Here is a 26,039-nt window from a genome sequence, read left to right as displayed (position 1 = left end):
CAGAAGGAAGGACTTACAAGCTCGAGCGTCTGGCCGGGACGACCCTCGTCGGAACGCCTCTTGCTGCGCGCTGGCACTCGTCTTCGGATGGCGGCGAAGAGCGCCAGACAATCGGCGGGCGGGCGGTGATGCGTGCCATCGTCTCCGAATGAACGCGCTGCAAAAAAACGAGCGTTCGAAGGAGCGAGTTGGGTGGAAAGGAGACAGTCCGGTTTGGGACGGATTCTTAAGAAAGTTGACTCGGCATGGTGACCCTGGGTGTCGCGAACGACATCGGCAGAATGCCGGCTTTCTCGCCGACTTGGCGAGAGAATTTTCCCTGCCTTTTCAGCGTCGGAGATCTGACCGCGATACTCAGGATTTCCGCGAGATTGTAGTCTACTTCGCGGGACAAAACGCGGCCCGGCGATGCACTGCAAACGCAACTCTAGAATTCAATCACCACTGACGGCGCACTGCGCTTTGCCTCGCCTTGGTAGACGGCCTCGATATTGTTGCCATCCGGGTCGAGGACGAAAGCCGCGTAGTATCCTGGGTGGTAGTTCCTCACGCCGGGCGCGCCGTTGTCGCGGCCGCCGTGGCCCAACGCCACGCTGTAGAAGGCATCCACCGTGGCGCGATCTTTAGCCTGAAAGGCCACGTGATGGCGCCCCGTCAACTCGCCCAAAGCCGTTGAGCTTTGCACCGAGGATACGATGAGTTCGTCGGCCAAGAAGTAGCCATTGTCCGTGCTGAGAATTGGGACACCCAGCACAGCCATGACTGCCGTGTAAAAATCCTGGCTCGCTTTGAGATCACGCACCACGAGCTGGATGTGGTCAATAAGTCGTCCCCTGTGCAGTTGAGTGGCTTCCATGTTGGTTCCTCGTGAGAAGGTCGTCACGAACAGATGTAAGATCGGTCTGAATGGTGGGTAAAGGCTCAAAGGCGATCGCGTGATCCCGATATCTACGCCGCGCTTTTTGTCTTCAGCCACTTCCGCAAACGGGCACGCGCGTTCGCATAAGGCGATGACGTGTTGAACTGGATCATGCGGCCCATCGTCCATTTCCCATACCAAGGGCGGCCATAGAGGTCGTCGTTGCTGCGGGCTTCGATCACCGAAACAATCCGCCCCTTCGCCGCCGCCAGACGCTCGATAAGCTGCGGATAGGGGACGTCCTCATAGTCATGATAGAATTTCTGAGCGAGCCGGCCCAACTCGTTCCACCTGAAGCCGCTTTCGGGAAGATCGACCTGTTCGCCCGCTGCGTCCCGGTCGAGCCACTTGAGCACCAGCTCGTTCCACCCGACTAGATAGGCTGCGAGATTGGCAACGCTCATCTGTGTTCCCTTCGCATGTCCTTCCAGGCTTCGTTCATCAACCACTGACAACGGGACGCTGCGCAGCTCGATGATAAACTTATCGAAGTTTGAATCGACCGCTTTGAGCAATTCGTCTTTGTCTGAAGGGGCAGTCATGTATTTATCCAATTTAAAACAATATTTAAAATCGCACGATATAACAACCTTATGCTTTGCAGTGTTCGGCAGTCAGGACAAATGCGCTCGGATTCCGGGAGTCATTTATCGTATGCCTCTAGGGCAATGGGTAGTGATTGGATCACCACGTTTCCAACTGCTGGCAATCCCGCAAGAATGGCGCTGATAATCTCATCGCGGCTTGCGCCGTGCTCTTTCGCCTCCAATACATGAAACGGAAGACCGCTATCCAGCCGCACCGCTGCAATTATACCTATATACACCAGCGCTTCTGTTTTTGCGTCCAGCTTTGACGATGCGCCAAGTTTTGCGACAACTTCTAACCATGCTTGCTGATGAGCGGGGGCTTCCTCGATGAATATTTGAAATGCATTACTGGTGCGTGTCGGATCCATCGTATATCCCCTGTTGTCTCAGCTCCGTCTGGAGCAATCGAGTCGCAAGTTTATGGGTCTGCCGTGTGCCACGTTCATCAAGCTTCCAGCCTGCAACGGCTCGCACGACAAGCTCCGGATGCCTCTTGCTGATGTCCCGCAGGGCGTTGCCTACCGACTTCCTAAGATATTCGCTGTCGTGGTTTCTAAACTGGCTGAGCAACCCAACTGCAACCTCGGGGTGATCGCGGAAATACGGCCGCCTCGTCCATATCCTAAGACCCTCCGTTACAGCCCGTCGAACGTTGGCGGAAGGATCCGCCAACCAGGTCCTGATAACCGGAAGCGCGGTTTCATATCCCCTATCCGCACAAAAGCGATCAAATGCTTTCGCAATGATTTCTTGAACCCGCCAGTCGCTGTCCCGGCGAGCCTGCTCCTTCAGAGCCGTTAAAGCGTCAACATACTGTGCTGCCACGATCCCGAGAATGAATATTCCAATGCATCGCGCTTGCGGCAAAGGCGCCTGCAGCAGAGTAAAGCCCAGATCTTTGGCTTCGGTCGCATGAACCATGTCGCAGACCTCAACGGCCGCCTTTTCCAGGTCTTTAAAGCCATGTTCGGTCTTACTTGCTCGTTCCAAAAGCGTTTGGATGGACTGCATTAAGCTGAAACCTTCACTATAGTCAGTCGCGAAATCCCGACTCAAACGAACAGTCCTGCACTCGACTTCTGCCACAGATGCGATCGATGACGACAGCCACCTGCAAGGGTCCGCTTTCAGAGTAGTCACTTCCTGGCATGAACGGCGGCGATGGGTCGGTAACTGCCGATCACCTATCCGGGCAAATCTGAAACAGCATCAGCAAACCTAATTCATTCAGCCCCACTGCTCCCACTTACCGGCTCATCCCATGATACTCCGCATTCGGCTTCATGTCGGTCGCCGAAGCCACCCTGTTCGACATCGCGAAAAACGCCGCGACGGCCGCGATGTCGAAGATTCCCCGGTTGGAAAAGCCGGCGTCCCGCAGCGCCTGCCGGTCGGCCTCGACGATGGTGTCGGGTCGCTCGGTGAGCTTGGTGACGAAATCCAGCATCGCTATGCGCTTGGCGTCGAGCCCGGCCGCCCGCCAGTTCTGGGCGATCTGCTCGCCGAAGGCGGGATCGCCGGAAAGCTGGCGCACCGCCGCGCCATGCGCCGTCAGGCAATAGTGGCAATGGTTGATGGCCGAGACGACCACCGCGATGATTTCGCGGTCGAGCTTCGACAATTCGCTCTCGGCCAGCATCAGATCGTTGTAGAAGTTTCCGAAGGCGTCGAGCTTCTTTTCGTCGAAGGCATAGGCGAGGAGGACGTTCGGCACGAGGCCGAGCTTCTCCTCGCATTTGGCGAAATAGGCCTTGGTGCGCTCCGACAACGGCTCGGCGACGCCGAGGTCGAGTGCCGTTACGCCTGCGTCATGGTTCTGGCTCATCTGGTCCTCCCGGGATCGAACGATCGCCTCGTCACGCCTTCTCGGGCTCGGCCGGCGTCGAAGCGAAGAGCTTTTCCGCTATGATAGGCCCGGAAGAGACGCAAAGCGACGAGCGGAGGGAGATTGCCATGGACCGGCCTGTCAACGAGAAGTCGGAGATGCTGCGGGCGGTGATCGAGAGCCTTGGACCGGAACGGCCGGGAGCGCTGCTCGCGCCGCTCCTGTTCGCCCGCCCGCCGGCCGACGATCTGGCGGCCTTCTCCACCGCCGCGCTCGCGGTCGCCGCCGAGGCCGGCGCCGAGGCGCTCGGAGCGCACCGTCCCGGCCAACCCGTGGTCCGCATCGCCCGCCCGGAGGACTTCCGGCGCAATGGCGAGGCGCAGGACCTCGTCACCGTCGTCAGCGACGACATGGCCTTCCTCTTCGATTCGGTGACCGCCGAGATCGCCGACAAGGCGACCGAGATCCACTACATCTCGCATCCGATCCTGGACGTTTCCCGCGGCACGGACGGAAGCGTCGAAAGCTTCTCGGCCTCCGGCAGCACCGAGCCGGGTGGCCGCGTCAGCGTCATCCAGTTCGCCATCGATCCGCTCTCCGACGACGAGGCACAACAAGCGCTTCGCGCGGCGCTGTCCACCATTCTCGCCCAGGTCGCGCATGCCAATCGCGACTTCCAGGCGATGCGCACCCGCGTCAGCGAAGCGGTCGAGGGTCTGAAGCAGCGCGCCCGCCAGGTCGGCGACGGCGAGCGCGCCATGGTCGAGGAATCGGCCGCGCTGCTCGAATGGCTGCACGACGACAATTTCATCTTCCTCGGCACCTGCGACTACGACTTCGTCGGCGAACAGGAAGGCGAGGTCCTGGAGGGCCGGCGCGAGGACGCGCTCGGCATCCTCGCCGATCCCGATGTCCGCATCCTCGGCCGCCCCGGCCGGCCGATGACCACCACGCCGGAGATCCGCGCCTTCCTGAAGGCGCCGAACCCGCTGATCGTCACCAAGGCGAACGCCAAGTCGCAGGTGCACCGCCGCGCCTATATGGACTATGTCGGGGTCAAGCAGTACGACGAGGCCGGAAACTTTGCCGGCGAACTTCGTATCGTCGGCCTGTTCACCTCCACCGCCTACACCCGCTCCATCCTCACCATTCCCTATGTCCGGTTGAAGGCCGAGACGGTGATCGCCAATTCCGGCTTCCGGCCCGGCTCGCATTCGGCCAAGGCCCTTCTCAACGCGCTCGAATCCTACCCGCGCGACGAGGTGTTCCAGATCGAGGCCGATGTCCTCGAACGCTTCGCCTCGGCCATCGTCGAACTCGGCGAGCGCCCGCGCATCCGGGTCCTTCCGCGCGTCGACCGCTTCGACCGCTTCGCGTCGGTAATCGTGTTCGTGCCGCGCGACCGCTACGATTCGCGGCTGCGCGAGCGCATCGGCCTGCTCCTCGCCGAAGCCTATGACGGGCATGTCTCGGCCTATTATCCGGCCTTCCCGGAGGGGCTGCTCGCCCGCGTCCACATCATCATCGGCCGCACCGAGGGCAAGACGCCGGAGGTCGAGCCGGAGCGGCTCGAGGCCCGGATCGCCGAGATGGCCAAGAACTGGGAGGACGAGTTCGCGCTCGCTCTGTCGCGCGGCGGCGAGCCGAGCGGTCTCGCCCGCTTCACCGCCGGGCTTCCCGACAGCTACCGGGACGTGATCGACCCGGTGGAAGCCGTCCGCGACGTCAAGGTCATCGACCATCTGTCGCCGGAGAGCCCGCTCTTCGTCGATTTCTACCGGCGCAGGCACGACGCGTCCGAGACGATCCGGCTGAAGATCTACCATCTCGGCCAGGCGGTCTCCCTCTCGACCCGCGTGCCCATCCTGGAGAACATGGGCTTCGGCGTCGTTTCCGAACGCACGCATCGCATCTCTCGGCCGGACGGCGACACCGTCCATCTCCACGACATGGACCTCACCCGCCAGCGTGGCGGCGACATCAGCCTGGAAGACGAGGGGGTCTCGCTGGAGGAGACCTTCGCTGCGGTCTGGCGCGGCGGCATCGAGAACGACGGCTTCAACGCCCTGGTTCTGGAAGCCGGGCTCTCCTTCCGCAAGGCGAACGTGCTCAGGGCCTATGCGCGCTATCTGCGCCAGGGGGGCCTGCCCTATTCGCCGGACTATCTCGCCGCGGCGCTGGTGCGCCAGCCGAAGATCGCCTCCCGGCTCTGGGACCTCTTTGCAGCAAGCTTCGATCCCGCAGAGGCGGGCAACGCCGCAGGGGCGCAGGCGCCGGAGAGCGGGGAGCACGACGACAATACCGACCCGCAGGCCGAGATCGCCGCCGAGCGCGGCGCACGCGCGATCTACGACGCAATCGTCGAGGCGCTCGACGCGGTGGATTCGATCGACGACGACCGCATCGTCCGCCGCTTCCTCAATGCGATCCTCGCAACGCTCCGGACCAATTTCTACGCCGTAGACGGCATCTCGGCGGACGCCTCCTCCGAACCCGGCCAAGTCGAGCCGGCACTCGCCTTCAAGCTCGATTCGCGCGCCGTCGAGGGGCTTCCCGCTCCGGTGCCCTACCGCGAGATCTTCGTCTTCGACGCCCGGGTCGAAGGCGTTCATCTGCGCTTCGGACCGGTGGCGCGCGGCGGGCTCAGATGGTCGGACCGCGCCCAGGACTACCGCACGGAGGTGCTGGGCCTCGTCAAGGCGCAGCAGGTCAAGAACGCCGTCATCGTGCCGGTCGGCGCCAAGGGCGGCTTCTTTCCCAAGCGCCTGCCGGATGCCGGCCAGCGCGACGCCTGGTTCGCCGCGGGTCGCTCGGCCTATGTCGTCTTCGTCGCCTCGCTCCTGTCGGTGACCGACAATCTCGTCGGCGACAAGCTGGTGACGCCCGACAAGATCCGCCGGCACGACGGCGACGATCCCTACTTCGTCGTCGCCGCCGACAAGGGCACGGCGACCTTCTCCGACACCGCCAACGCCATCGCCCAGTCCGAGGATTTCTGGCTCGACGACGCCTTCGCGTCGGGCGGTTCGGCCGGCTACGACCACAAGGCCATGGGCATCACCGCACGGGGCGCCTGGGAGGCGGTGAAGCGGCATTTCCGCGAGATGGGCCAGGGCGACAAGGCCTGGGACATCCAGGAGGAGCCTTTCACTGTCGCCGGCTGCGGCGACATGTCGGGCGACGTGTTCGGCAATGGCATGCTGCTCTCGCGCAAGACCCGCCTGATCGCCGCCTTCGACCATCGCGACATCTTCATCGATCCGGACCCCGATCCGGAGGCCTCCTTCGCCGAGCGCGAGCGGCTGTTCAACCAGCCCCGCTCGGCCTGGACCGACTATGACCGCGAAAAGATCTCTGCCGGCGGCGGCGTCTTCTCGCGGCGCGACAAGCGCATCCGCCTGTCGGAGGAAGCGGCCGCGGCGATCGGCTGGGACAAGCGCGAGGGCGCGCCGAGCGAGATCATCACCGCGATCCTCAAGAGCCCCGTCGACCTTCTCTGGTTCGGCGGCATCGGCACCTATATCCGCGCCGCGTCCGAGACCAATCCGGATGTCGGCGACCGCGCCAACGACGCCGTGCGCATCACCGGGCAGGACGTCAGGGCCAAAATCGTCGGAGAGGGCGCCAATCTCGCCGTCACCCAGAAGGGCCGCATCGAGGCGGCTCGCTGCGGCGTCAGGCTGAATTCCGACGCGATCGACAATTCGGCCGGCGTCAACACCTCGGACGTCGAGGTCAACATCAAGATCGCGCTGAAGTCGGCGATGAGCGACGGCAGGCTCAGCCGCGAGGACCGCAACAAGCTCCTTGCAGAAATGACCTCCGAAGTCGCCGATCTCGTCCTGTCCAACAATTACGAGCAGACGCTGGCGATCTCGCTGGAAGAGCGCGAGGGCGCCGGGTCGCTCGCCCTGCAGGCCCGCTTCATGGCGGTCCTCGAGGAGGCCGGCCTGCTCGACCGCACGGTCGAGAACCTCCCAGGAGAAGCTGCGATCGCCGATCTCAGGGGCTCGGGCCGCGGCCTCACCCGGCCGGAACTCGGCGTCCTCCTCGCCTATGCCAAGATCACCCTGTTCGACGAACTGACGGCGAGCGATCTGCCGGACGACCCTTATCTGGAAGACCGGCTGCACGATTATTTCCCCGTGCCCATGCGCCGCGACTTCGCCCGCGACATCGAAGGGCACCGCCTCGCGCGCGAGATCATTTCGACGGTCTTGGCCAACGAGGTGGTGAACCGCACGGGTCCGACCTTCGTCACCGTCCTGCGCGAGACCACAGGCGCCTCTCCGGCGGAGATCGTGCGCGCCTTCGTCGCCGCCAAGGACGGGCTCGACGCGCGCGACCTCTATCAGCGGGTCGACGCGCTGGACGGGACGTTGTCGGGCGCGACGCAGAATGCGCTCTATGCCGAGATCGGCCGCTTCCTGCGGCGTACCACCGGCTGGTATGTCCAGAACGAGCGCTTCGAGGGCGGCCTCACCGGCGCGGCGATCGACACGCGCGACGCGCTCGGCCGGCTGAAGCCGCAGCTGAAGGATCTTGCGACCGACATTGCCCGGCAGCAGGTCGAGTCGCGCTCCGCCGCCTGGGCCGAGAAGAACGTCCCGGAGGACCTGGCCGCCGATATCGCGCTTCTGCCGCTTCTCGCTCTCGTTCCGGACATCGCCTCCGTCTCACGTGAAACATCGACCTCCTTCGAGGACACGGTCGGCTGTTATTTCGCCATCACCGGCCTCTTCGAGATCGGCAGGCTGGAGGACGCGCTGTTCAAGCTGGACACGGCGGATTATTTCGAGACGCTCGCCCTGCAGCGGGCCGGCAGCGAGATCGCCGGCGCCCGCCGCCGGTTGACCCGAGCCGCCTTGCGCGACCATCGCGACGCCGCCGAATGGGCCGATGCCCGCCGCAGCGCCGTCGACCGAATCCGCAGCCAGATCTCGGCGCTGGCCGGTTCCGGCGAGACTTCGGTCGCGCGGCTGACGGTGGCGGCGGGTCTCCTCGGCGATCTTGCCGAGCAGTCTTAGCTCTCCCGGACGCCGCTCTCGGCGCGCGCCCCCTTCTCCCCCGGTGGCGGTTTTGCCGGCCGCACGATAGGCCTGGGATCGGCGCGCGCGCGACGCCGCCGACCCGCAGGAAGGTTCCCACGATGCAGCTCGGCTCCATCCACATATATCCCGTCAAGGGCGGCCGCGCGCTCGACCTCGATCACGCGGACGTCCAGCGCGCCGGCATTGCCCGTGACCGCCGCTGGATGGTGGTCGATGCGGGCGACCGCTTCGTCACCCAGCGCGAGCTGCCGAAGCTCGCGCTGCTTCATGCCGAGCCTGATCCGGACGGCCTGCATCTCGGGTTTGAAGAGGCGGGCGAACGCTTCGTGCCGACGCCCGACGGCGCCGAGCGCCTGACGGTGCGGGTCTGGGACGACAGGGTGGAGGCCGCCGTCGCCGACGAGACCACCAACCGCGCCCTGTCGGACTGGCTCGGAATGCCCGTACGCCTCGTCCATCAGGATGCGGGCGCGGGGCGAGAGGTCAGCCCGGATTGGGCGGAAGCCGGACGCCCCGTCACCTTCGCCGACGGATTTCCGCTGCTCGTCGCCAACAGACAGTCGCTGCGCGCTCTCAATGCGGAGATCGTCGGGAGCGGCAGCGAAGCCGTGCCGATGGGCCGGTTCCGGCCGAATGTCGTCATCGACGGGGCGGAGCCCTGGGCCGAGGACGGCTGGGCGACGATCCGTATCGGCGCCGTTCTCCTCGATCTCGTCAAGCCCTGCGCGCGCTGCACCGTCACCACGGTCGACCAGCAGACGGGAGACGTCGCGGGCTCGCAGCCGCTGGACGCCCTGCGCCGGATCCGCTTCTCGGCCGACCGGCGCGTGCCCGGCGTCCTGTTCGGCTGGAACGCCGTCCCGCGCGGCACCGGGCGCATCGATGTCGGGGATTTTGTGCGAGTCGAGGCGGAGCGGCCGGCCGGCGAGGTCGTGCGGGCACCGCGGGCGGGTTGAGGCTGGCCGCGAAATGCGACATTCGAGCCTGGCGACGTAGCGGGTGTTCGCCCCCCTCTGCCCTGCCGGGCATCTCCCCCACCAGGGGGGAGATCATCCTGCAGGACCGTCTTCTCCTACTCCCGACAGATGACACCCGCAGGCAGATGGATGGCGCACTACAGCATCGGCCTAAGATCGGACTAGACTTCCGGAAAGCACGATGCCGAGATTCGAGGCGTTAGAGGCTCTTTTCGCGTCACGATGAACGCATGACACTGCAAGGGAAGAGGCCGAAGGGCGACAAGCCCGAAGCTGCCGATCTCCCCCCTTGTGGGGAGATGCCCGGCAGGGCAGAGGGGGTTATAAGGCCGCCACCCGAGACGGTGAGCAGACCCTAACCTTCGCCGCCTCTGGACGCTTACCCCTCCCGCCGCTATGCGCAAGGATCAGCGACTGCGGGAGACGACGGCGTTGACCAGTGTATCGATCGGCGACCAGCCGCCCTATCGCCGGCCGCTGCGCCGCCCTGCCGTCTGGGGCTGGATGGCCTTCGACTTCGCCGCGCAACCCCTGTTCACCGTTGTCATCACCTTCGTCTTCGGCCCGTATTTCGTCTCGCAGCTCGCGCCCGATGTTGCGACCGGTCAGGCCTGGTGGGCGTTCGCCGCGACGGTGACCGGCATCATCGCCGCGTGTCTCTCGCCACTGATCGGCGCTATCGCCGACCGCGCCGGTCCGCGCAAGCCCTGGATCGCCGGGCTGGCGGTCGTCCAGATCTGCGCCCTGTCGCTTCTGTGGACGGCGGCGCCCGGCTCCTCGCTCGCGCTCGCCGCCACGCTCATCGTCGCCGCGCAGATCGCCGCGGAATTCTCGATCGTCTTCAACGACGCGATGATCCCCCGCCTCGTCCACCGCGCCGAGATCGGCCGCGTCTCCAACATTGCCTGGGGCCTCGGCTATGCCGGCGGCATCGTCTTCCTGATCTTCACCCTCGCCTGTCTCGCCGGCTCGCCGGAGACCGGGCGCACCATTCTCGGCCTCGTGCCGCTCTTCGATCTAGACCCAGCGGCGGGCGAAGGCGCGCGGGCGACCGGGCCTCTATCGGCGCTGTGGTATTGCGTCTTCGTCCTGCCGATGTTCCTGCTGACCCCGGACCGTCCGAGGGCCGAGCCGGTCGGCGCGGCCGTCCGCCACGGCTTTTCCGACCTTCTCGCGACCTTTCGCGAGCTCCGGGGGCGGCCGGCGCTCATGCGCTTCCTCATCGCCCGGATGATCTACCAGGACGGCGTCAACGCGCTGATCGTCCTCGGCGGCGCCTTTGCGGCCGGCATGTTCGGCTGGTCGATCACCGAGAGCGGCCTGTTCGGCATCATCCTCAACGTCACCGCGATCCTCGGCTGTCTCGGGGCAAGCCTCCTCGACGCGCGGCTGGGCTCGAAGGCCGTGGTCGTCGCGGCGATCCTCTGCCTCCTGATCGCGACCCTCGGCATCATCTCGACCGAACCGCGATCCACCCTCTTCGGCCTCGTCGCCTTCGCACCCAGCGAAGCGACCGGGCTCTTCGCGACGGCGGCGGAGAAGAGCTACATCCTGTGGGGCCTGTTCATCGGCCTCGCCTTCGGCCCGGTCCAGGCCTCCTCCCGCTCCTGGCTGGCGCAGTCGGTCACCCCCGACGAGGCCGGACGCTATTTCGGCTTCTACGCCCTCATCGGGCGGGCGACGTCCTTCCTGGCGCCGGCGACGGTCGCGGCTGTCACCGCCATCGCCGCGACAAGCACCGACCCTGTGACCGCCTCGCGCATCGGCATGTCGGCGCTGCTCGCCTTCTTCGTCGCGGGCGTGGCGATCCTACTCTTCACCAAAGGTCCCAACAGAGATCTGGGACTTTGAAGCTGAGCAGCGCCTGCCGGCCCGTGAGGCCGGCTGCCCCAGTGCCGTTTGCCGGCTAGCGATCTTCCGGACGAGGGGACTGGGCGACGGTCGTCTTTTCCTGTGCTGCACTATCTGGCTGGGGACCCGCGGCTCGTGCGGGCCCACAGGATCACCTGGGTCAACTCTCCCGCCCGACCCTCGCCAGCCGGGAGCCAATCATCTCGATGCCGTCCGATCTCGTCCGAAACCGGCTACTCACTGTCATCGCGGCCGTGGTGGCCGTTGCCGCACTGCGCTGGGGCGCCCCTGTGCTGATCCCGATCGTGGTCGCGATCTTCATCATTGCGGCGGCCTGGCCGATCCGTAAGCTCTTTCCAGGCAGCGTCCCGGCGGCGATCAGCTATGGCGGGACGATGCTCATCCTCCTCGCCATCTTCGCCGTCTTCTTCGCCGCGATCTATTTCTCGATGGCGCAGGTCGCGACGACCTTTATTGCCCATGACGAGCGGTTCCGGTCGATCTATTCGCGCTATGTCGAGTGGGCAGAGCCGATGGGCCTGCCGACTCTCGACGCATCCGGCGGCTACGACCGCCTCCTGGCGATCGGCCGCTCGCTTGTGGGCGACGTCTATACGATGCTGAGCTATCTCGGCATCATCGCGGTGATCGTCGTCCTCGGATTTCCCGAAGTCCCGGCGCTCAGCAAGAAGTTCCGCACGCAGTTCGGCCGCGACGAAAACCGCGAGATCTACGGCACCGTCACCGAGATCGCCCACAGCATCCAGCAATATCTCGGCATCACAGTCGTCACCAGCATCATCACCGGCCTTGCGACGGGCCTCTGGTCGTTCGCGATGGGTCTCGAGCTCGCCCTGATCTGGGGGATCTTGAACTTTCTCCTCAATTTCGTGCCGGTCATCGGCAATCTCGTCGGCATCATCCCGCCGACGCTCTACGCCTTCATCCAGTTCGGCGGCTACACCATGCCGCTCGCGGTGTTCGGCGGCCTTTTGCTGCTCAACCTGATCATCAGCAACTTCATCTATCCGATGCTGCAGGGGCGCGGCCTGTCGATGCCGCCCGTGACGATCATCATCTCGCTCCTGTTCTGGGGATGGGTCTGGGGCCTCGCGGGAGGCCTGCTCGCCGTTCCCCTCACCGCGGTCCTCGTCATCGTCTGCGAACGCTTCGAATCGACCAAGAAGTTCGCGCGGATCCTGGGCGAGGAACCGCGAAGCGAGACGGATTGAGCGGCATGCCGGCACGCACCGACGGCCAAGGCGCGTCTCGCCCGTAGATCATCCGGACGAAGACTGAGAACCGGTTCTCACGGAGACCGGCGCGACACGAAGAGATCGGCCGAAGGAGCGGCTCCGGCCGATCGCCCGACCGTTAATGCCGGAAGTGGCGCATGCCGGTGAACACCATGGCGAGGCCGGCCTCGTCCGCCGCCTTGATCACCTCGTCGTCGCGCATCGAGCCGCCGGGCTGGATCACCGCCGTCGCGCCCGCCTCCACCGCCGCAAGGAGCCCGTCGGCGAAGGGGAAGAAGGCGTCCGAGGCGACGACCGAGCCGCGGGTCAGGGGATCGGCGAGTCCTGCGGCTTTCGCCGCATCCTCGGCCTTGCGCGCCGCGATCATGGCCGAATCCACACGGCTCATCTGGCCGGCGCCGATGCCGACCGTGGCGAGATCCTTCGCATAGACGATCGCGTTCGACTTGACGTGCTTGGCGACCCGGAAGGCGAATTTGAGATCTAAAAGTTCAGCCTCGCTCGGCGCGCGGCGCGTGACGGTCCTGAGGTCGAGATCGTCGACCACCCCGTTGTCACGCGACTGGACGAGCAGTCCGCCGGCGACGGACTTCACGATCCGCCCCTTGGCACGCGGGTCCGGCAGGCCGCCGGTCAGGAGCAGGCGGAGGTTCTTCTTGGCCGCGACGATCGCGATCGCCGCCTCGTCGGCCTCCGGCGCGATGATCACTTCCGTGAACACCTTGACGATCTCCTCGGCAGCGGCCGCATCCAGCCTGCGGTTCAGCGCGACGATGCCGCCGAAGGCCGAGACGGGGTCGCAGGCGAGCGCCTGGCGGTAGGCCTGCGTCAGGTCCGCCGCTTCCGCAACGCCGCAGGGATTGGCATGCTTGATGATCGCGACGGCGGCGGTGCGCTCCGGGTCGAACTCGGCGACGAGATCGAAGGCCGCGTCGGTGTCGTTGATGTTGTTGTAGGACAGCGCCTTGCCCTGGACCTGCCGTGCCGTGGCAACGCCCGGCCGCGTGTCGCCGGTGCGGTAGAAGCCGGCCGACTGATGCGGGTTCTCGCCATAGCGCAGCGTCTCGGCCAGCGTTCCCGCAAAGCTCGTCCGCCGGGGCAACTTGTCCGATACTTCGCCGGCAAACCAGTCGGATACTGCGGCGTCATAGGCCGCAGTGCGGGCAAAGGCCCGCGCGGCGAGCTGCCGGCGCAGCGCGAGGCCTGTCTCGGCGCCGGTGCCGAGCGCGGCAAGCACCGCCGCATAATCCTCGGGATCGGTAACGACGGCGACATAGCCGTGGTTCTTGGCGCCGGCGCGGATCATCGCCGGACCGCCGATGTCGATGTTCTCGACGATGGTCGCGGCATCGGCGCCGCCCTTCAGGGTCTCCTCGAAGGGATAGAGATTGGAGACGAGGAGATCGATGCCGGCAATGCCGTGATCCGCCATCGCGGCGGCATGGGCGGCATCGTCCCTTATCGCCAGAAGACCGCCGTGAACGCCCGGATGCAGGGTCTTCACCCGCCCGTCCATGATCTCGGGAAAGCCGGTGAGCTCGGAGACGTCGCGGACGGCGATCCCGGCCTCGGCCAGGGCGCGCAGCGTGCCGCCTGTCGAGACGAGCTCGATCCCCTTGTCGGCGAGCGCCCGCGCGAAATCGACGAGGCCGGTCTTGTCGAAGACCGACAGAAGCGCGCGGCGGATCTCGACGCGGTCGGGAAGGGGCGTGGCATTGGCCTTGACGGACATTTCGAAGATTCCCTGCGATCGTGGAGAGGGACGGCGCGGCGACACTTCCGTCCTGCCGCTCCTGATAGGACTACACGCCCGCCGGGACAATGCCGGCCGGTCTCCATCCCCGCGAGGCTCGAAGCAGACGGGTTCCCCCGATGCGGGGGAGGCCGGAGTCAGTCCGCCGGGGTCTCCGCCGGCCCACCGGGAGCCGGAGCCGCAGCGGAATTGCCCCGCGACTTCGCGGCGAGGTCGTCGAGCGTGTTCGGGAGGACGCCGACCGCCCGGTTCATGCCGCCGCAGGCGGAGAGAAGGGTAAGGGCGGCGAGGAGGAGGACGAGACGCATGGCGTCCTATCTGGACCGCGACGGCGGCGGCGTCCAGCCGCCGGGTCAGCGCTCGCGCTCGAACCGCCAGCAGACCTCTTCGGTGAGGCCGGGATCGAACATCACAACGAGCTGCAGCGTCCGCCGCGCCCCGCCGGAATCGGCGAAGAGGATCGAGTCCTCAATGGTGAAGGGCTGGTCGGCCGCAAAGCGCCAGACCTGACCGCGCATCGTCAGCCGCGCCTCGCCGGCGCCGTGCATCTCGACGCTGACGCCCGGATGGAGATGAAAGCGCGCCGCCGCGGCGATCGCATGATCCTGATGCCGGGCGCGGCGGGTGCGGGAGAACCGGTCGCGTCCCTCCAGCGTCCATCCATCCTTCGACAGGATCATGCTGCGGCCGTGCAGGAGCCCGAAATCGCGGTCATAGCCGTCATGCGTGGCCAAGAAGCCCGCGCCCCCGCGCTGCGGATCGACATCGGGCTCGGCGAGGTCGATCCGGGTCGGGCCCGGCACCAGCGGGTTGCCGAGAAAGCGGTCGAGCCCTTTCGAGGCGGCAAAGCGCGAGGAGGACCGGTCGTCGAGGGTGACGGTGGAGTGGGCCGCCGTCGCGCGGGACAGGCGGCGCCATTCCGGCTTCTCGCCCACGGGGCGACCGCAATTCACGACGATCCGGCACGGCCCGCTCGAGAGTTCGAAGGCGAGCGTGCCCGCATGCGCTCCGTGCGAGACCTGGGCGGGAGGCGGCCGGCCGGTATCGGCGATGACCACCGTGCCGCCCGCGGCCAGCCTGTGAAAGCCGCTATGGCGCGCATGGGACAAGGGCTCGCCCAGCGTCTCGTCGAAGCGCAGGAGCGCCGTCATGAGCTGCATGTCGGAGACGCCGGCGCCGTTGAACAGCGCGAGCGAGCCGTCGCCATGGCGGAAGAAGCGAAGCGCCGGCAGCATCCGGTCGATCGCGGAATAGATGCCCTTCGGGATCGGCTGGCCCTGGCCGAGATAGGTCTCGCGCAGGGGCAGGAGCTCTGCAAGGATCGCGACAACCGCCGCTGGGTCGCGCGAGATATGGCCGCCGTCGGGGAAGACCTGCCGGTCCAGCTCGGCGGCAAGGTTCTCGGCCGCGGCGCGGATGCGCCCATTGCCGGTCGGCATGCAGAGCGAGGCGAAGGCGAGCGCGATGCGCACCATCAGCCGCGGAATACCGTCGGGCGCCTCCGCCGCGACCGAGCGCAGGAACCGCGCCTGCGCAGTCAGGCTGTTCATGAAGCGGCGATAGAACCGGTAGTCGGTCTCATTCGTCAGGAGATCGGCATGGCTCAGCCAGGCGATGACCCGGCGCGCGGCCACTTCCGGCTCGAAGGCCGGGCCGGACAGGCGGTGGCCGCTGATCCGGATCCAGTCGCAGACGAGCGCCCGCGCATTGTGGGCGGCCAGCGCATCGCCGGCGGCGGCGTGGTGGCGAAGCCAGGAAAAGCCGTTGAGTTCGGCGGTGAATGCCGCCGAGGGCGGCGGACACTGGAAGATCGACCCGTCCCCGGCCTCAAGCAGCTGGCCGGCGAAATAGAAGCGGCTGCCATAGACGGCCTCCGCGATCAGCGGGTCGCCATGACGCAGGCTCGGAGGAACGACTAGCAGCCGCGCCGCGCCCGTTCCGGCGAAGCGCAGCCGGTGGACCGGCCCGTTGCGCAGGCGCCGACGCAGGCGGCGCCAGGCCTCCTGGAACATCAGGGCCGCCAGAAGCGGCTTATCCACCAAGCTCGTCGACACTGCGACACCTTGCATCGGACAGCGGACTCGAAGTCCGGTTCGCCGCACTCCTTCAAGCCTGCCATCGCGCGGCACGAAGAGCGGCGGTTCGAACGCCAAGTTTCTGCCGATAAGGTAAACGCATTCTTACCAAGGCTGCGAGTCGGATAAATTACGCTGGGGAATACCTTGTATTTTTTCGCACCGAGTGTTGCCGAATCAGCAATCTACTGATCGCGAATCAGCCGTGCCGCATAGAATCCGTCGAGACCACCGGCCTTTCCCGCCTCGCCGGCCAGCATGTCCGGCGTCGTGCGCAGGTCTCCCGCGGCGCTGATCGCAAAGCCGAAGTCCGTTATTTCCTCGGGCAGGACCGGCAGCCGGCGGAATTCCGGATGGTCGGACAGGAAAGCCTCGACAACTGCTTCGCCCTCGGCCCGGTCGAGCGAACAATTGGAAAAGACGAGCCGGCCGCCGCGCTTCACCAGCCGCGCCGCCTCGCCGAGAAGCCGGGCCTGGACGCCGGCCAGCTTGTCGATCTCGGCGGCATCCTTGGTGTAGGCGACATCCGGATGCCGCCGGATCGTGCCGGTCGAGGAACAGGGCGCGTCGAGGAGCACGGCATCGAACGGCTCCGATGGGGAAAATGCCGAAAGATCGCCCACGACCGTCTCGGCCTCCAGGCCGAGGCGCGAGAGGTTTTCCGAAAGCCGCTTCATCCGCGAAGCCGAGAGGTCGAGCGCCGTGACGTTGGCGCCGGTAAGGGCGAGCTGCGCGGTCTTGCCGCCGGGCGCCGCGCAGAGGTCTGCGACCCGCTCCCCGGGCGCCGCCGCGACGAGGCGGGCCGGCAGCGCCGCGGCGACGTCCTGGACCCACCATTCGCCATCGGCAAAGCCGCCCAGTTCGGGCACCGGCGCCTCCAGCCGCTCGAGCCGCACGCTGCCACCGGCGATGACGCGGCCGCCGAGCCGTTCCGCCCAGCCGGCCGGATCGGACTTGACGGTGATGTCCACCGGCGCCGGCCGGCGATGGACGGCGGCGATCGCCCCGGCCCGCTCGACACCGTATTGCGCCTCCAGTCGTTCGCGCAGCCAGGCCGGACAATCGACCAGCGGGTCGGCCGCCGCCGTGCCGGACGCCGCCTCGCGGGCGATCCGGCGCAGGACGGCGTTGACGAGGTTCTTGAACCGGGCGGTACGCGGATCGGCTGCGGCGGACGCGACGGCGAGATCGACGGCGGCGGAGTCGGGAATGTCGAGATAGAGGATCTGCGCCGCCCCGACATGCAGCACATGACGCAGCGCCGACGCGTTGGGCGGCAGCGGCCGCTCGATGCGAGCGGCAATCTCCTGGTCGAGCGAGCCGCGAAAGCGCAGCGCCGTCTGCAGGATCGCCCGCACCAATCCCTGGTCGCGCGGCTCCAGCCGGCGGAACTGCGGATGACCATGGGAGGGATCTGTCAGGCCGTCGAGCGAGGTCTTCGCCTCGACGACCGCAGCAAGCAGCCTCGCCGCGACCTGGCGCGCGGGAAGCCCGGGACGCGGCGCGGACGCGGCGGGATCGGCCCCGCCGGCTTCCGAGCCGGCTCCCCGGCCCTTCACAGACGGGGCACCCCGCCCTTTAGGCTTGGAACTGCGCGGCCTTGCGGAAGCCGTGTTCCTGTCGCGGCCGCTGCCTGCTCTCTCCGCCCCGGTCAACCCCAGGGTCCCCGGCGCGAGCGATCGGTCTTGCCCGACGGCCGGCGGCCGCGATTGCTCCAAGGGCCTGGCACCGGCCCTTCCTTGTCCGCCCTGTCGGGCCGGCCGCCATCGCCCCAGGGGCCGGGTGCCGAATGGTCGATCGCGGTCGCCGGCTCGGGCGCGCGCGGCGCAATGCGCTCCGCAGCCGTATAGCCGGTTCGCGCGAAGCCCGCCCCGCCGCCGCCGCCGATCCGGCCAGCCAGTTCCTGCAGTGCCACGATGCGGTTCTCCGTGTCGGGATGGGTCGAGAACAGATTGTCCATTCGCTGTCCGCTCAAGGGGTTGATGATGAACATGTGGGCGGTCGCGGGATTGCGCTCGGCATCAGGGTTCGGAATCCGCCGGGCCGTGCTGGCGATCTTGCCAAGGGCCGAGGCGAGCCAGAGCGGATTGCCGCAGATTTCGGCGCCGCGCCGGTCGGCCGAATATTCCCGCGTCCGGCTGATCGCCATCTGCACCAGCATGGCGGCGAGCGGTGCGACGATGATCGCGACGAGAACGCCGACGAAGCCGAGCGGATTGTTGTTGTCTCTGCTGCCACCGAAGAAGAAGCCGAAATTGGCGAGCATGGAGATCGCGCCCGCAAGCGTCGCGGTGATCGTCATGATCAGCGTGTCGCGGTTTTCGACATGCGACAGTTCGTGCGCCATCACGCCGGCGACCTCCTCGGCCGTCAGCCGCTCCAGGAGGCCGGTCGAGGCGGCGACGGCCGCGTTCCGGGGGTTACGCCCGGTGGCAAAGGCGTTCGGCTGCGGGCTGTCGATGACATAGACCTTCGGCATGGGCAGGCCGGCATTGCCGGCAAGGCCCTCGACGATGCGGTAGAACTCAGGCGCCGTACGCGCATCGACCTCGCGCGCATGGTGCATGGACAGGACCAGCCGGTCCGCGTTCCAGTAGGTGTAGAGGTTCATGCCGGCGGCCAAGACGAAGGCGAACGCCATGCCGCCCGTGCCGCCGATCATAAAACCGACGCCCATGAAGAGGGCCGTCAGAAAGGCGATCAGCATCGCCGTCTTGATCATGTTCATGCGGGTGATTTCGCACCTCCGGAAAGGGGCGGCAAGTGCCGCCGTTTGCCGGGAATCTGGGAATTTCGCGGCCGGCCTTCAATGTCTCTCGGGACGTGTCCGCTGCCCTTGCCGCAATCGTTTAGCCGGCCACCGAGGATCTGCCTGTGAGCGCCTTTCGGGAAGCTTATCTCCCGCACCCAGGCCGGCGGGACACCCGCCTCGCCCGAGACGTGAAGGGCGGCCGAGGCTTTCCCTCGCGCCTCGCCCTCACGACCAACCGGCCGCAAGGAGATGGATCATGGCCCAGTACCGCCGCCTCGAAGGAACCCGCCAGGAAGGCCAGCTCGTCGTGCGGCTGGTCAGGGAGGGCGACCAGGTGAAGGCTTTCCTGATCGGCTTCGACGAGACCGGTGATCCGGCCGAAGCGTCCGTCTATCCGAGCGAGGAGATGGACCCCGAAGAGGCGTTCCGGATCGCCGAGAACAAGCGTCAGGCGATCGGCGACGCCGAAGTCCTGATCGAAAAGGAGGTCGACGTCGACTGGAACCCGGCATGGGGCGAATTGCGGGGCTGAGGCGGATCCCGCAATACGGGGGGAGACAGGGCTCAGCCCGCTGCCCCTGTTTCACGTGAAACTGGCAAAGGCCTGAAGTTTCTCGCGATCGAGCCGGAATTCGCGCGCACTCAGCCGGGCGAGGAGGCCCTCGCGCTCCAGCTTGGCGACGGCGCGGGTGATCGATTCGGCCGATGTGCCGAGATAGTCGGCGATGTCGCAGCGGGTCATCGGCAAGGTGAGAACGCCATCCTTCGCCTCGAAGAACGCGTCATGGGTCGAGCAGTCGAGAAGGAAGATCGCCAGGCGCTTGGAGACGTCGAATCGGCCCATCACGATCAGCTGGCGCTGCGCGGCACGCCATTCATGCAAGGCCTTGACGAAGAATCCGTACTGGATGCCCGGATTGGCTTCGAGGAGATCCTGCAGTTCGCGATAGGGAAACCGGTAGACGGTCGACGGGGTCACCGCTTCGGCCGACGCCACATAGCGCCCCTCCGCCGCCAGGCCGAAGAGATCGCCGGGCCAATGAAAGGCAAGGATCTGCCGATCGCCATTGGTCAGCGTGACATGCGTGCGCACGACGCCGGTCGCCAGGAGAAACAGGAAGCGGCTCGACTCGCCCTCGAGGAGGATCTGCGATCCCGGCGTGCGGTATTCCACGATTTCGGCGAGCCGCGCGAGCTCGGTCCGTTCGGACCCGGAGAGCGGCAGCACGCCCCGTCGCTCGCCCGGCGTGGGCGGCAAGCTTCCAACCGCACGGATCTTCAGATGGGCGCTCTTCGGCGTCTTGTCCTTCACTGCCGGACGCCCCCTTGCGCATGCCGACCGGCCCGGGCACCTTCGGCGAAAGAACGAGGCCAATACTGACTTTCGTCAGCGCGAGGATGCCAAGCAGCCGGTATAGGTCCGACCGGGGATCGGCAAGCTCGCCAGGAGAATCGGCTGCGACGCCCGTTCTTCGGCAGCGCGCCGGCGATGCGCCGCGCCCATGACAATTGCTCGAACCTCGGCGGAGAATCACAGTGGACGAGAGCATCGCGCAGCTGAACATCGAGCATTTCCGCAAGCTCCTGACGAAAGAGACGGACGCGAAGAAGCGCGAAATGATCCTGCGGCTCCTGGCCGAGGAGGAGGCCAAGCTGGCGGCCTGCCGCAAGCAGCCGCCAAGCCGCCAGTCGAAGACCTGATACCGCCGGCGGCTCAGTCACGCGGTTTGCGCCATTCGCGCCAATGACTCGGGCGGATGTCGATCTTCGCCCCGCCATCGCTCTGGACCCAGCCGAAGGACGTCCGCCGGCAAGGGAAGACGAGAGCGTGTTGCTCATCATGGTCGAGCACCGCCAGCTCGAGATCGCGATCGAACGGTGCGCTGGAGATCGGTTGCCACTCCACGGGTAGACGGACTCCTGCCTTGACAGCCCCTTTGTCAGCCAGAGATGACCGATCCGCATCCCCTCCACATTGATCCGGATCATTCGAGTGCCCATTTCCAATGTTCCGCTTCGACGCGGAGACGGGATTGCGGAGATCGCCGCCTATCGTCGCCGGCCCGCCCGAGGCATGGAGACGTGAGTGCGCCAGCCGCGATGGCTCGTGCTCGTGCGGGCGAGATGAATGGAGTCATGGACGTGACAGACGAGCCGACGGAACAGCGCACCGGAGAAGCCGCGCACGACAGCGTGGCGGGCGCGACTAGTCCGGCTCGCGGCCATAAAGGGCGGGAGCTTCCGCCCGCCGCCCTCCGCGCGCTTGCCGAAGCCGAGGAGCGCCGGCGTCGCGGCGCCGCGGAACGGGTGCAACCGGGCGAGTTGCCGAAGGAGCTTGCCGGCCGCGAGGGGCCTGAGCCGGTCCGCTACGGCGACTGGGAGAAGAACGGCATCATCTCCGACTTCTGAGACCGGCGCGCGAAACTCATCTTCAATCGCAATGGTTGTATGCCGGAAGTCCTAGATGGCATTCGGTCCGCGGCCGATGCGCGTCGTGCCTTAGAGCCAAGTTGCGGCCCCCGCTCATGCCCATTCGCCCTCTTTCTTTCGCCTTTGACTAGGAATATACTCCGATCTGTTGCAGGCCACCGAAACCGTCGCTTATGTACCGCCAGCATGCTGCTCTTTTTGGTTGCATTTTTCTCGCCCTCTCGGGTGACGCCGCATCCGCTTGGGCCGACGGCGAGTTCGCGAAGGCGATCACCGGGCCGGTCGAGGCGCGCGTCACCAAGGTTCGCGACGGCGACACTGTCGAGGTCGAGGCCTTCATCTGGCCGATGCAGACGGTCCATGTCGCCGTGCGGCTGAAGGGGATCGACGCACCGGAACATCGCGGCAAATGCCCCGCCGAAAAGCATGCCGCCGACGTCGCGACCAACCGCCTCGTGGCCCTGATCGGCGACGACAGGGTGAAGCTCTATGAAATCTCCGGCGGTAAATATTACGGCCGCGTCCTCGCCCGCATCGCCACCGATACGGAGAAGGACCTGTCGCGCACGCTGCTGAAGGAAGGGCTCGTTGCGCCCTACAAGGGCGGCAAGCGCCGCAACTGGTGCGATGGCTCGCGGCCCGAAACGTTCAGCGAAGCGGCCTCGTCAGTCCGCGAGCGCGGCTGATGCCGCGTCCGGCCGGACGCCCGCTCAAGTTCGGCGCGGCGGCTGGACTTCTCCGGGTCCCAATACTGCAGGGAATCGCCCAGGCCGCGCGAGATGGCCCGACGGCTATTCCTTTCCAGGCACTGGCACGTTGAAGCCGTTCAGCGTCACCGAAACGAGGCAGTAGAGCCCGACGAGATAGATCAATTCGTTGGCGCCGTGCTGGCCGAAGGTCTTCACCGCCATGTCGTAGGTCGGCCGCGGCAGGACGCTGCCGGTGACGAGGGCATGGGCGAGGTCATAGGCCACCTCCTCCTCGTCGGCGAGGCCGGTCGGCTTGACGCCGGCGACCAGGGTCGACAGCCGCTCCTCGGTCATGCCCTCCTTCTCGGCGACGGCGACATGGGCGTAGATCTCATAGGCCGCGTTGAAATGCGCGCCGGTGACGAGCATGGCGATCTGCCGCGCATTGTCGGGGAGTGTCGCCTGCATCGACATCGCCTTGGTGAGGTCCCAGATCGCCCCGCCGATCTCAGGCTCGTGCAGCCAGGGATTCCACGGCCCCCATCAGCGCGCCGTCCTCGCGGATTGCCTCGAAGGCGTTGAACTTCTCGCCGATGCCGGTCTTCATGTCCTCGTAGAGCGGCTTCTGGTCGTCGGACAGGCTGCCCGGCGCGATGAGAGGAAGGCGCATGGCTCGTCTCCTTGGCGTGAGTTCAAGAGCAGCGGCATGCTGCAGTGCAGCAGATACCGTCCGAGGGCCCCTTGCCGAGGGCGTGTCCGAAAATTCATGTTGAGCCCGGGCCGTGGTCCCGGCGCAATTGCCGCATCTTTCGCAAGCGGTTAAGCCACGCTCAGGACGATCAGCTGTTTCACGTGAGACTGGAGACTGCGCATGGCCACAGCCGAAGACAAACTGGCTGGCCTCGTGCGCCATGTCGTGGCCGCCTTCGAACCGAGGATGGCGGTGCGGCTATGGACCGGCGAGCGGATCGGCGGCGACGGGTCCCGGCCGGTGCTGGCGTTGAACGACCCGGCGGCGATCGCCAGGCTCGCCATCCGCCCGAACATCGCCAATGCCGTCGGGCTCTGGATGACCAAGGCGATCGACGTCGAGAACGGCACGATCTTCGATCTCGCCGCCGCGCGCTCCGACATCCGCACCAAGGCGGCGCTGAAGCGGATCGACAAGCTGAAGATGGCCCGCGCCCTCCCCGCCCTCTATGCGCTGTCGCGGCGCGCCAAGGGCGCCGGGCCGACATCCGGTGCGAACGCGGCGGCCAGCGGCTCCTCGAAGGAGGCGATCCAGTTCCACTACGACGTGTCGAACGATTTCTACCGGCTCTTCCTCGACAGCCGCATGCTCTATTCCTGCGGCTATTTCGACGGCTGGCACGAGGACATCGACAAGGCGCAGGCTGACAAGCTCGACATGATCTGCCGCAAGCTGCGGCTGAAGCCCGGCGAGCGTTTTCTCGACATCGGCTGCGGCTGGGGCGCGCTTCTGATTCACGCCGCCGAGCACTACGGAGTGTCAGGCGAAGGCGTGACGCTCAGCCAGGCGCAATACGACCTCGCCCGCGAGCGGGTTGCGGCAAAGGGCCTGTCGGACAGGATCACGATCGCGCTGAAGCCGTTCCAGGAGCTTGAAGGGACGTTCGACAAGATCGCCTCGATCGGCATGTTCGAGCATGTCGGCTGGGACAATCACGACACCTATTTCAAGGCGGTGCGCAAGCTCCTGAAGCCGAACGGGCTCTATCTCCACCACGCGATCACCCGGCCCGCCAAGCAGACGGACGCGAAGTTCCGCAAGGGCTCGCGGGAGTACCAGGCGATCATCCGCTACATCTTCCCCGGCGCAGAACTCGACCATATCGGCCACACCGCACAGCTTCTGGAGAAGCACCGTTTCGAGGTGCACGACGTCGAGGACTGGCGCGAACACTATGCCCGCACCTGCCGGCTCTGGCACGACCGGCTGCTGGCAAGGATGGACGAGGCCTCGGCGATCGCCGGTGAGGAGCGCGCGCGGCTGTGGCTCCTCTATCTCGCCGGCGTCTCGCTCGGCTTCGAACGTGGCGGCCTGCTGATCTACCAGACGCTGTCGTCGAAACGCTCCAAGGGCCCGAGCGGCCTGCCGCCGACGCGGCGGGACCTCTACGCTTGAGCCGGCGGCACGACCGGCGCCGCTCTGCCGACGGTCGCCGCTTTGTCAGAGAATGCGCCGCCATGTCCGCGGCCGATTTCGGCGCTATGATTTTCATCTGCCGGACCTGAGGGAGGCGCGGATGGGAGACGAGGCGATCTGGGCGGCCGAGCGGGCGCTGTGGATCGAAGGCGCGGATCGTTTCCGCGAGACGCTCGCGCCGGATTGCGTCATGGCCTTCGCCGAGCCGGTGGGGATCCTGCAGGGGCGGGAGACGATCATCGCAACGCTCGAGCAGGCCCCACGCTGGCGGTCGGTCGAGATGACCGACACTCGGACGGCGGTGACCGGACCGGTCGTGGTGCTCGCCTATCGTGCGCTGGCCCAGCGCGACGGCTCGCCTGACTACAGGGCCCTCTGCAGCTCGACCTATAGTCGCGAGCCCGCCGGCCTTTGCCTTCTTCAGCACCAGCAGACTCCCCTCACCTGACGGATCATCCCTTGCCGACATCCTTCCTCTGCACCGCCTGCGGAACCGGCTATCCGCCGGCCGAGACGCCTCCGAAGACCTGCCCGATCTGCCGCGACGAGCGCCAATACGTGCCGCCGTCCGGCCAGGGCTGGACGCCGTTCGAGGCAATGCGGGACGGCCACCGCGCGCTGATCGCCTATGACGGTGAATTCCTCGGGCTCGGCATGGCGCCGTCCTTCGCCATCGGCGAGCGCGCGCTGCTGGTGCGCACGCCGGCCGGCAACATTCTCTGGGACCTGATTCCGCTGATCGACCGGGCTATGGTCGAACTCATCGACGGGCTGGGCGGTCTCGCCGCGATCGCCATCTCGCACCCGCACTACTACACGACCATGGCCGAATGGTCCGAGGCCTTCGGCGGCATTCCGGTGCTCACACACGCCGCCGACAAGGCCTGGATCCAACGCCCCGGCCCGCATGTCGCGCTCTGGGAGGGCGAGCGCCGCGAGATCCTGCCGGGCGTGACCCTGATCCGCTGCGGCGGCCATTTCGCGGGCGGCACGGTTCTGCACGTTGCGGACGCAGCCGGCGGCAAGGGCGCGCTTCTGTCCGGCGACATCCTTCAGGTCACTCCCGGCTGCGACGGCTTCGGCTTCATGCGCAGCTATCCGCACTACATCCCGCTCGGGCAGAAGGCCGTCCGCCGGATCGAAGCCGCGCTGGATGGCCTTGCCTTCGAGACGGTCACCGGCGCCTTCTGGGGGCGAGTCGTTCCCCAGGACGGGCGGGCGGTGCTGAAGAAATCCGTCGAGCGGCATGTGAGATGGCTGGGCGAGAGCGCGGATATCTAGGCGCCGGTGTGGAAGGGTGGGACGGGTGCCTGCCTGAACGGAGCGGCCATTGATACCGGTCAGTCTCGCGGCGAGGTCTTACCCCCCTCTGCCTGCCGGCATCTCCCCCACAAGGGGGGAGATCGCTCTCGCGTGATACGCCGTGGCAGGCTTCCGACGACCACGAAGCCTGCGGCGGCGCTGCGGAGTTCGCGCCGTCCAGCGCCCCATCGATCTCCCCCCTTGTGGGGGAGATGGGCGGCAGCCAGAGCGGGGTGCTGCGCCAGCTCGCCAAGTTGAGGCTGGTGCGTCGTGGGTCTCTCTTGCGCTCATCGCGCTAATTACCGGCGCCACAAAATCAAAAGGCCGCTTCCTTGCGGAAGCGGCCCCAGACTGCTGACAAACCCCTGGCTATTGCCGGGGGTTTTTGATTCACTCGGTCAT

22 protein-coding genes and 1 pseudogene are annotated in these 26,039 nt (G+C 66.4%); 11 read left to right on the top strand and 12 right to left on the bottom strand.

The window, feature by feature from the left end; translation table 11 throughout:
• Window positions 1–427: 427 nt before the first annotated feature.
• The 5 genes from LH400_RS24975 to LH400_RS24955 all read right to left on the bottom strand — a co-directional run bounded on the left by LH400_RS24975 (window position 428) and on the right by LH400_RS24955 (window position 3,334).
• On the bottom strand, window positions 428–856 hold the full coding sequence (locus LH400_RS24975; protein WP_229156179.1) for a VOC family protein: 429 nt from the start codon (window positions 854–856) through the stop codon (window positions 428–430).
• A 92-nt stretch (window positions 857–948) separates the two neighbouring features.
• On the bottom strand, window positions 949–1,461 hold the full coding sequence (locus LH400_RS24970; RefSeq protein ID WP_229156178.1) for a ClbS/DfsB family four-helix bundle protein: 513 nt from the start codon (window positions 1,459–1,461) through the stop codon (window positions 949–951).
• A gap of 101 nt (window positions 1,462–1,562) precedes the next feature.
• On the bottom strand, window positions 1,563–1,877 hold the full coding sequence (locus tag LH400_RS24965) for a carboxymuconolactone decarboxylase family protein (protein WP_229156177.1): 315 nt from the start codon (window positions 1,875–1,877) through the stop codon (window positions 1,563–1,565).
• Window positions 1,855–2,565 carry a DNA alkylation repair protein gene (locus tag LH400_RS24960; protein WP_229156176.1) on the bottom strand — a complete coding sequence of 237 codons (711 nt, stop codon included), beginning with the start codon at window positions 2,563–2,565 and terminating at the stop codon, window positions 1,855–1,857. The genes LH400_RS24965 and LH400_RS24960 overlap by 23 nt, the downstream gene beginning before the upstream one ends.
• Window positions 2,566–2,755: 190 nt before the next feature.
• Window positions 2,756–3,334 (bottom strand): peroxidase-related enzyme, encoded by a 579-nt coding sequence (locus LH400_RS24955; protein WP_229156175.1) that lies wholly within the window; start codon window positions 3,332–3,334, stop codon window positions 2,756–2,758.
• Between the two features lie 128 nt (window positions 3,335–3,462).
• Here LH400_RS24955 and LH400_RS24950 point away from each other — a divergent pair, with 128 nt between their 5' ends.
• From LH400_RS24950 to LH400_RS24935, 4 genes are all read left to right on the top strand, one after another.
• Window positions 3,463–8,361 (top strand): NAD-glutamate dehydrogenase, encoded by a 4,899-nt coding sequence (locus LH400_RS24950; protein WP_229156174.1) that lies wholly within the window; start codon window positions 3,463–3,465, stop codon window positions 8,359–8,361.
• A gap of 122 nt (window positions 8,362–8,483) precedes the next feature.
• Entirely contained in the window at window positions 8,484–9,341 is an 858-nt protein-coding gene (locus tag LH400_RS24945; protein WP_229156173.1) for an MOSC domain-containing protein, read from the top strand.
• A gap of 417 nt (window positions 9,342–9,758) precedes the next feature.
• The gene (locus LH400_RS24940; protein ID WP_370638485.1) at window positions 9,759–11,213 is read left to right on the top strand and encodes an MFS transporter; all 1,455 of its coding nucleotides are present in this window, start codon (window positions 9,759–9,761) and stop codon (window positions 11,211–11,213) included.
• Between the two features lie 206 nt (window positions 11,214–11,419).
• Complete coding sequence (locus LH400_RS24935; protein WP_229156172.1) at window positions 11,420–12,445, top strand: AI-2E family transporter; 1,026 nt, start codon at window positions 11,420–11,422, stop codon at window positions 12,443–12,445.
• 142 nt (window positions 12,446–12,587) lie between these two features.
• On the opposite strand, the gene purH is transcribed toward LH400_RS24935, so the two are convergent.
• The 5 genes from purH to htpX form a co-directional block, all read right to left on the bottom strand.
• Window positions 12,588–14,201 (bottom strand): bifunctional phosphoribosylaminoimidazolecarboxamide formyltransferase/IMP cyclohydrolase, encoded by a 1,614-nt coding sequence (purH, locus tag LH400_RS24930; protein ID WP_229156171.1) that lies wholly within the window; start codon window positions 14,199–14,201, stop codon window positions 12,588–12,590.
• 158 nt (window positions 14,202–14,359) lie between these two features.
• The gene (locus LH400_RS24925; protein WP_229156170.1) at window positions 14,360–14,530 is read right to left on the bottom strand and encodes a hypothetical protein; all 171 of its coding nucleotides are present in this window, start codon (window positions 14,528–14,530) and stop codon (window positions 14,360–14,362) included.
• 45 nt (window positions 14,531–14,575) lie between these two features.
• Window positions 14,576–16,276 carry a heparinase II/III family protein gene (locus LH400_RS26470; RefSeq protein ID WP_229156169.1) on the bottom strand — a complete coding sequence of 567 codons (1,701 nt, stop codon included), beginning with the start codon at window positions 16,274–16,276 and terminating at the stop codon, window positions 14,576–14,578.
• 206 nt (window positions 16,277–16,482) lie between these two features.
• Window positions 16,483–17,856 (bottom strand): RsmB/NOP family class I SAM-dependent RNA methyltransferase, encoded by a 1,374-nt coding sequence (locus tag LH400_RS24915; RefSeq protein WP_229156168.1) that lies wholly within the window; start codon window positions 17,854–17,856, stop codon window positions 16,483–16,485.
• Window positions 17,857–17,948: 92 nt separating this feature from the next.
• Window positions 17,949–19,025: a zinc metalloprotease HtpX gene (gene htpX, locus LH400_RS24910; RefSeq protein ID WP_229156167.1), complete on the bottom strand. Its 1,077-nt coding sequence runs from the start codon at window positions 19,023–19,025 to the stop codon at window positions 17,949–17,951.
• 280 nt (window positions 19,026–19,305) lie between these two features.
• On the opposite strand from htpX, the gene LH400_RS24905 reads away from it, so the two are divergent.
• Window positions 19,306–19,581 carry a hypothetical protein gene (locus LH400_RS24905; RefSeq protein WP_229156166.1) on the top strand — a complete coding sequence of 92 codons (276 nt, stop codon included), beginning with the start codon at window positions 19,306–19,308 and terminating at the stop codon, window positions 19,579–19,581.
• 51 nt (window positions 19,582–19,632) lie between these two features.
• On the opposite strand, the gene LH400_RS24900 is transcribed toward LH400_RS24905, so the two are convergent.
• Window positions 19,633–20,361 (bottom strand): Crp/Fnr family transcriptional regulator, encoded by a 729-nt coding sequence (locus LH400_RS24900; protein ID WP_229156165.1) that lies wholly within the window; start codon window positions 20,359–20,361, stop codon window positions 19,633–19,635.
• A 224-nt stretch (window positions 20,362–20,585) separates the two neighbouring features.
• Here LH400_RS24900 and LH400_RS24895 point away from each other — a divergent pair, with 224 nt between their 5' ends.
• The 3 genes from LH400_RS24895 to LH400_RS24880 all read left to right on the top strand — a co-directional run bounded on the left by LH400_RS24895 (window position 20,586) and on the right by LH400_RS24880 (window position 22,165).
• On the top strand, window positions 20,586–20,750 hold the full coding sequence (locus tag LH400_RS24895; RefSeq protein ID WP_229156164.1) for a hypothetical protein: 165 nt from the start codon (window positions 20,586–20,588) through the stop codon (window positions 20,748–20,750).
• A gap of 435 nt (window positions 20,751–21,185) precedes the next feature.
• Window positions 21,186–21,458 carry a DUF1674 domain-containing protein gene (locus LH400_RS24885; RefSeq protein WP_255618246.1) on the top strand — a complete coding sequence of 91 codons (273 nt, stop codon included), beginning with the start codon at window positions 21,186–21,188 and terminating at the stop codon, window positions 21,456–21,458.
• 194 nt (window positions 21,459–21,652) lie between these two features.
• Window positions 21,653–22,165 carry a thermonuclease family protein gene (locus LH400_RS24880; protein ID WP_229156162.1) on the top strand — a complete coding sequence of 171 codons (513 nt, stop codon included), beginning with the start codon at window positions 21,653–21,655 and terminating at the stop codon, window positions 22,163–22,165.
• Between the two features lie 105 nt (window positions 22,166–22,270).
• On the opposite strand, the pseudogene LH400_RS24875 reads toward LH400_RS24880, so the two are convergent.
• Window positions 22,271–22,838: pseudogene (locus LH400_RS24875) on the bottom strand (carboxymuconolactone decarboxylase family protein).
• Window positions 22,839–23,039: 201 nt separating this feature from the next.
• Between LH400_RS24875 and LH400_RS24870 the strand changes: the two are divergent.
• The 3 genes from LH400_RS24870 (at window position 23,040) to LH400_RS24860 (ending at window position 25,616) form a co-directional block, all read left to right on the top strand.
• Window positions 23,040–24,314 carry an SAM-dependent methyltransferase gene (locus LH400_RS24870; RefSeq protein ID WP_229156161.1) on the top strand — a complete coding sequence of 425 codons (1,275 nt, stop codon included), beginning with the start codon at window positions 23,040–23,042 and terminating at the stop codon, window positions 24,312–24,314.
• 121 nt (window positions 24,315–24,435) lie between these two features.
• Window positions 24,436–24,783 (top strand): DUF4440 domain-containing protein, encoded by a 348-nt coding sequence (locus tag LH400_RS24865; protein ID WP_229156160.1) that lies wholly within the window; start codon window positions 24,436–24,438, stop codon window positions 24,781–24,783.
• 11 nt (window positions 24,784–24,794) lie between these two features.
• The gene (locus tag LH400_RS24860; RefSeq protein ID WP_229156159.1) at window positions 24,795–25,616 is read left to right on the top strand and encodes an MBL fold metallo-hydrolase; all 822 of its coding nucleotides are present in this window, start codon (window positions 24,795–24,797) and stop codon (window positions 25,614–25,616) included.
• Window positions 25,617–26,039 lie beyond the last annotated feature (423 nt).

Source organism: Jiella soli, assembly GCF_020615385.1.
GTDB lineage: Bacteria > Pseudomonadota > Alphaproteobacteria > Rhizobiales > Rhizobiaceae > VKMB-3413.
This window is presented reverse-complemented; position numbering and strand designations above follow the sequence as displayed.

What these genes read in the sequence shown, in the direction of transcription:
- LH400_RS24975 (WP_229156179.1), bottom strand. Translation starts at nt 856, where the DNA reads ATGGAAGCCACTCAACTGCACAGGGGACGACTTATTGACCACATCCAG.
- LH400_RS24970 (WP_229156178.1), bottom strand. Translation starts at nt 1,461, where the DNA reads ATGACTGCCCCTTCAGACAAAGACGAATTGCTCAAAGCGGTCGATTCA.
- LH400_RS24965 (WP_229156177.1), bottom strand. Translation starts at nt 1,877, where the DNA reads ATGGATCCGACACGCACCAGTAATGCATTTCAAATATTCATCGAGGAA.
- LH400_RS24955 (WP_229156175.1), bottom strand. Translation starts at nt 3,334, where the DNA reads ATGAGCCAGAACCATGACGCAGGCGTAACGGCACTCGACCTCGGCGTC.
- LH400_RS24950 (WP_229156174.1), top strand. Translation starts at nt 3,463, where the DNA reads ATGGACCGGCCTGTCAACGAGAAGTCGGAGATGCTGCGGGCGGTGATC.
- LH400_RS24945 (WP_229156173.1), top strand. Translation starts at nt 8,484, where the DNA reads ATGCAGCTCGGCTCCATCCACATATATCCCGTCAAGGGCGGCCGCGCG.
- LH400_RS24940 (WP_370638485.1), top strand. Translation starts at nt 9,759, where the DNA reads ATGCGCAAGGATCAGCGACTGCGGGAGACGACGGCGTTGACCAGTGTA.
- LH400_RS24935 (WP_229156172.1), top strand. Translation starts at nt 11,420, where the DNA reads ATGCCGTCCGATCTCGTCCGAAACCGGCTACTCACTGTCATCGCGGCC.
- purH (WP_229156171.1), bottom strand. Translation starts at nt 14,201, where the DNA reads ATGTCCGTCAAGGCCAATGCCACGCCCCTTCCCGACCGCGTCGAGATC.
- LH400_RS24925 (WP_229156170.1), bottom strand. Translation starts at nt 14,530, where the DNA reads ATGCGTCTCGTCCTCCTCCTCGCCGCCCTTACCCTTCTCTCCGCCTGC.
- htpX (WP_229156167.1), bottom strand. Translation starts at nt 19,025, where the DNA reads ATGAACATGATCAAGACGGCGATGCTGATCGCCTTTCTGACGGCCCTC.
- LH400_RS24905 (WP_229156166.1), top strand. Translation starts at nt 19,306, where the DNA reads ATGGCCCAGTACCGCCGCCTCGAAGGAACCCGCCAGGAAGGCCAGCTC.
- LH400_RS24885 (WP_255618246.1), top strand. Translation starts at nt 21,186, where the DNA reads ATGGACGTGACAGACGAGCCGACGGAACAGCGCACCGGAGAAGCCGCG.
- LH400_RS24880 (WP_229156162.1), top strand. Translation starts at nt 21,653, where the DNA reads ATGTACCGCCAGCATGCTGCTCTTTTTGGTTGCATTTTTCTCGCCCTC.
- LH400_RS24870 (WP_229156161.1), top strand. Translation starts at nt 23,040, where the DNA reads ATGGCCACAGCCGAAGACAAACTGGCTGGCCTCGTGCGCCATGTCGTG.
- LH400_RS24865 (WP_229156160.1), top strand. Translation starts at nt 24,436, where the DNA reads ATGGGAGACGAGGCGATCTGGGCGGCCGAGCGGGCGCTGTGGATCGAA.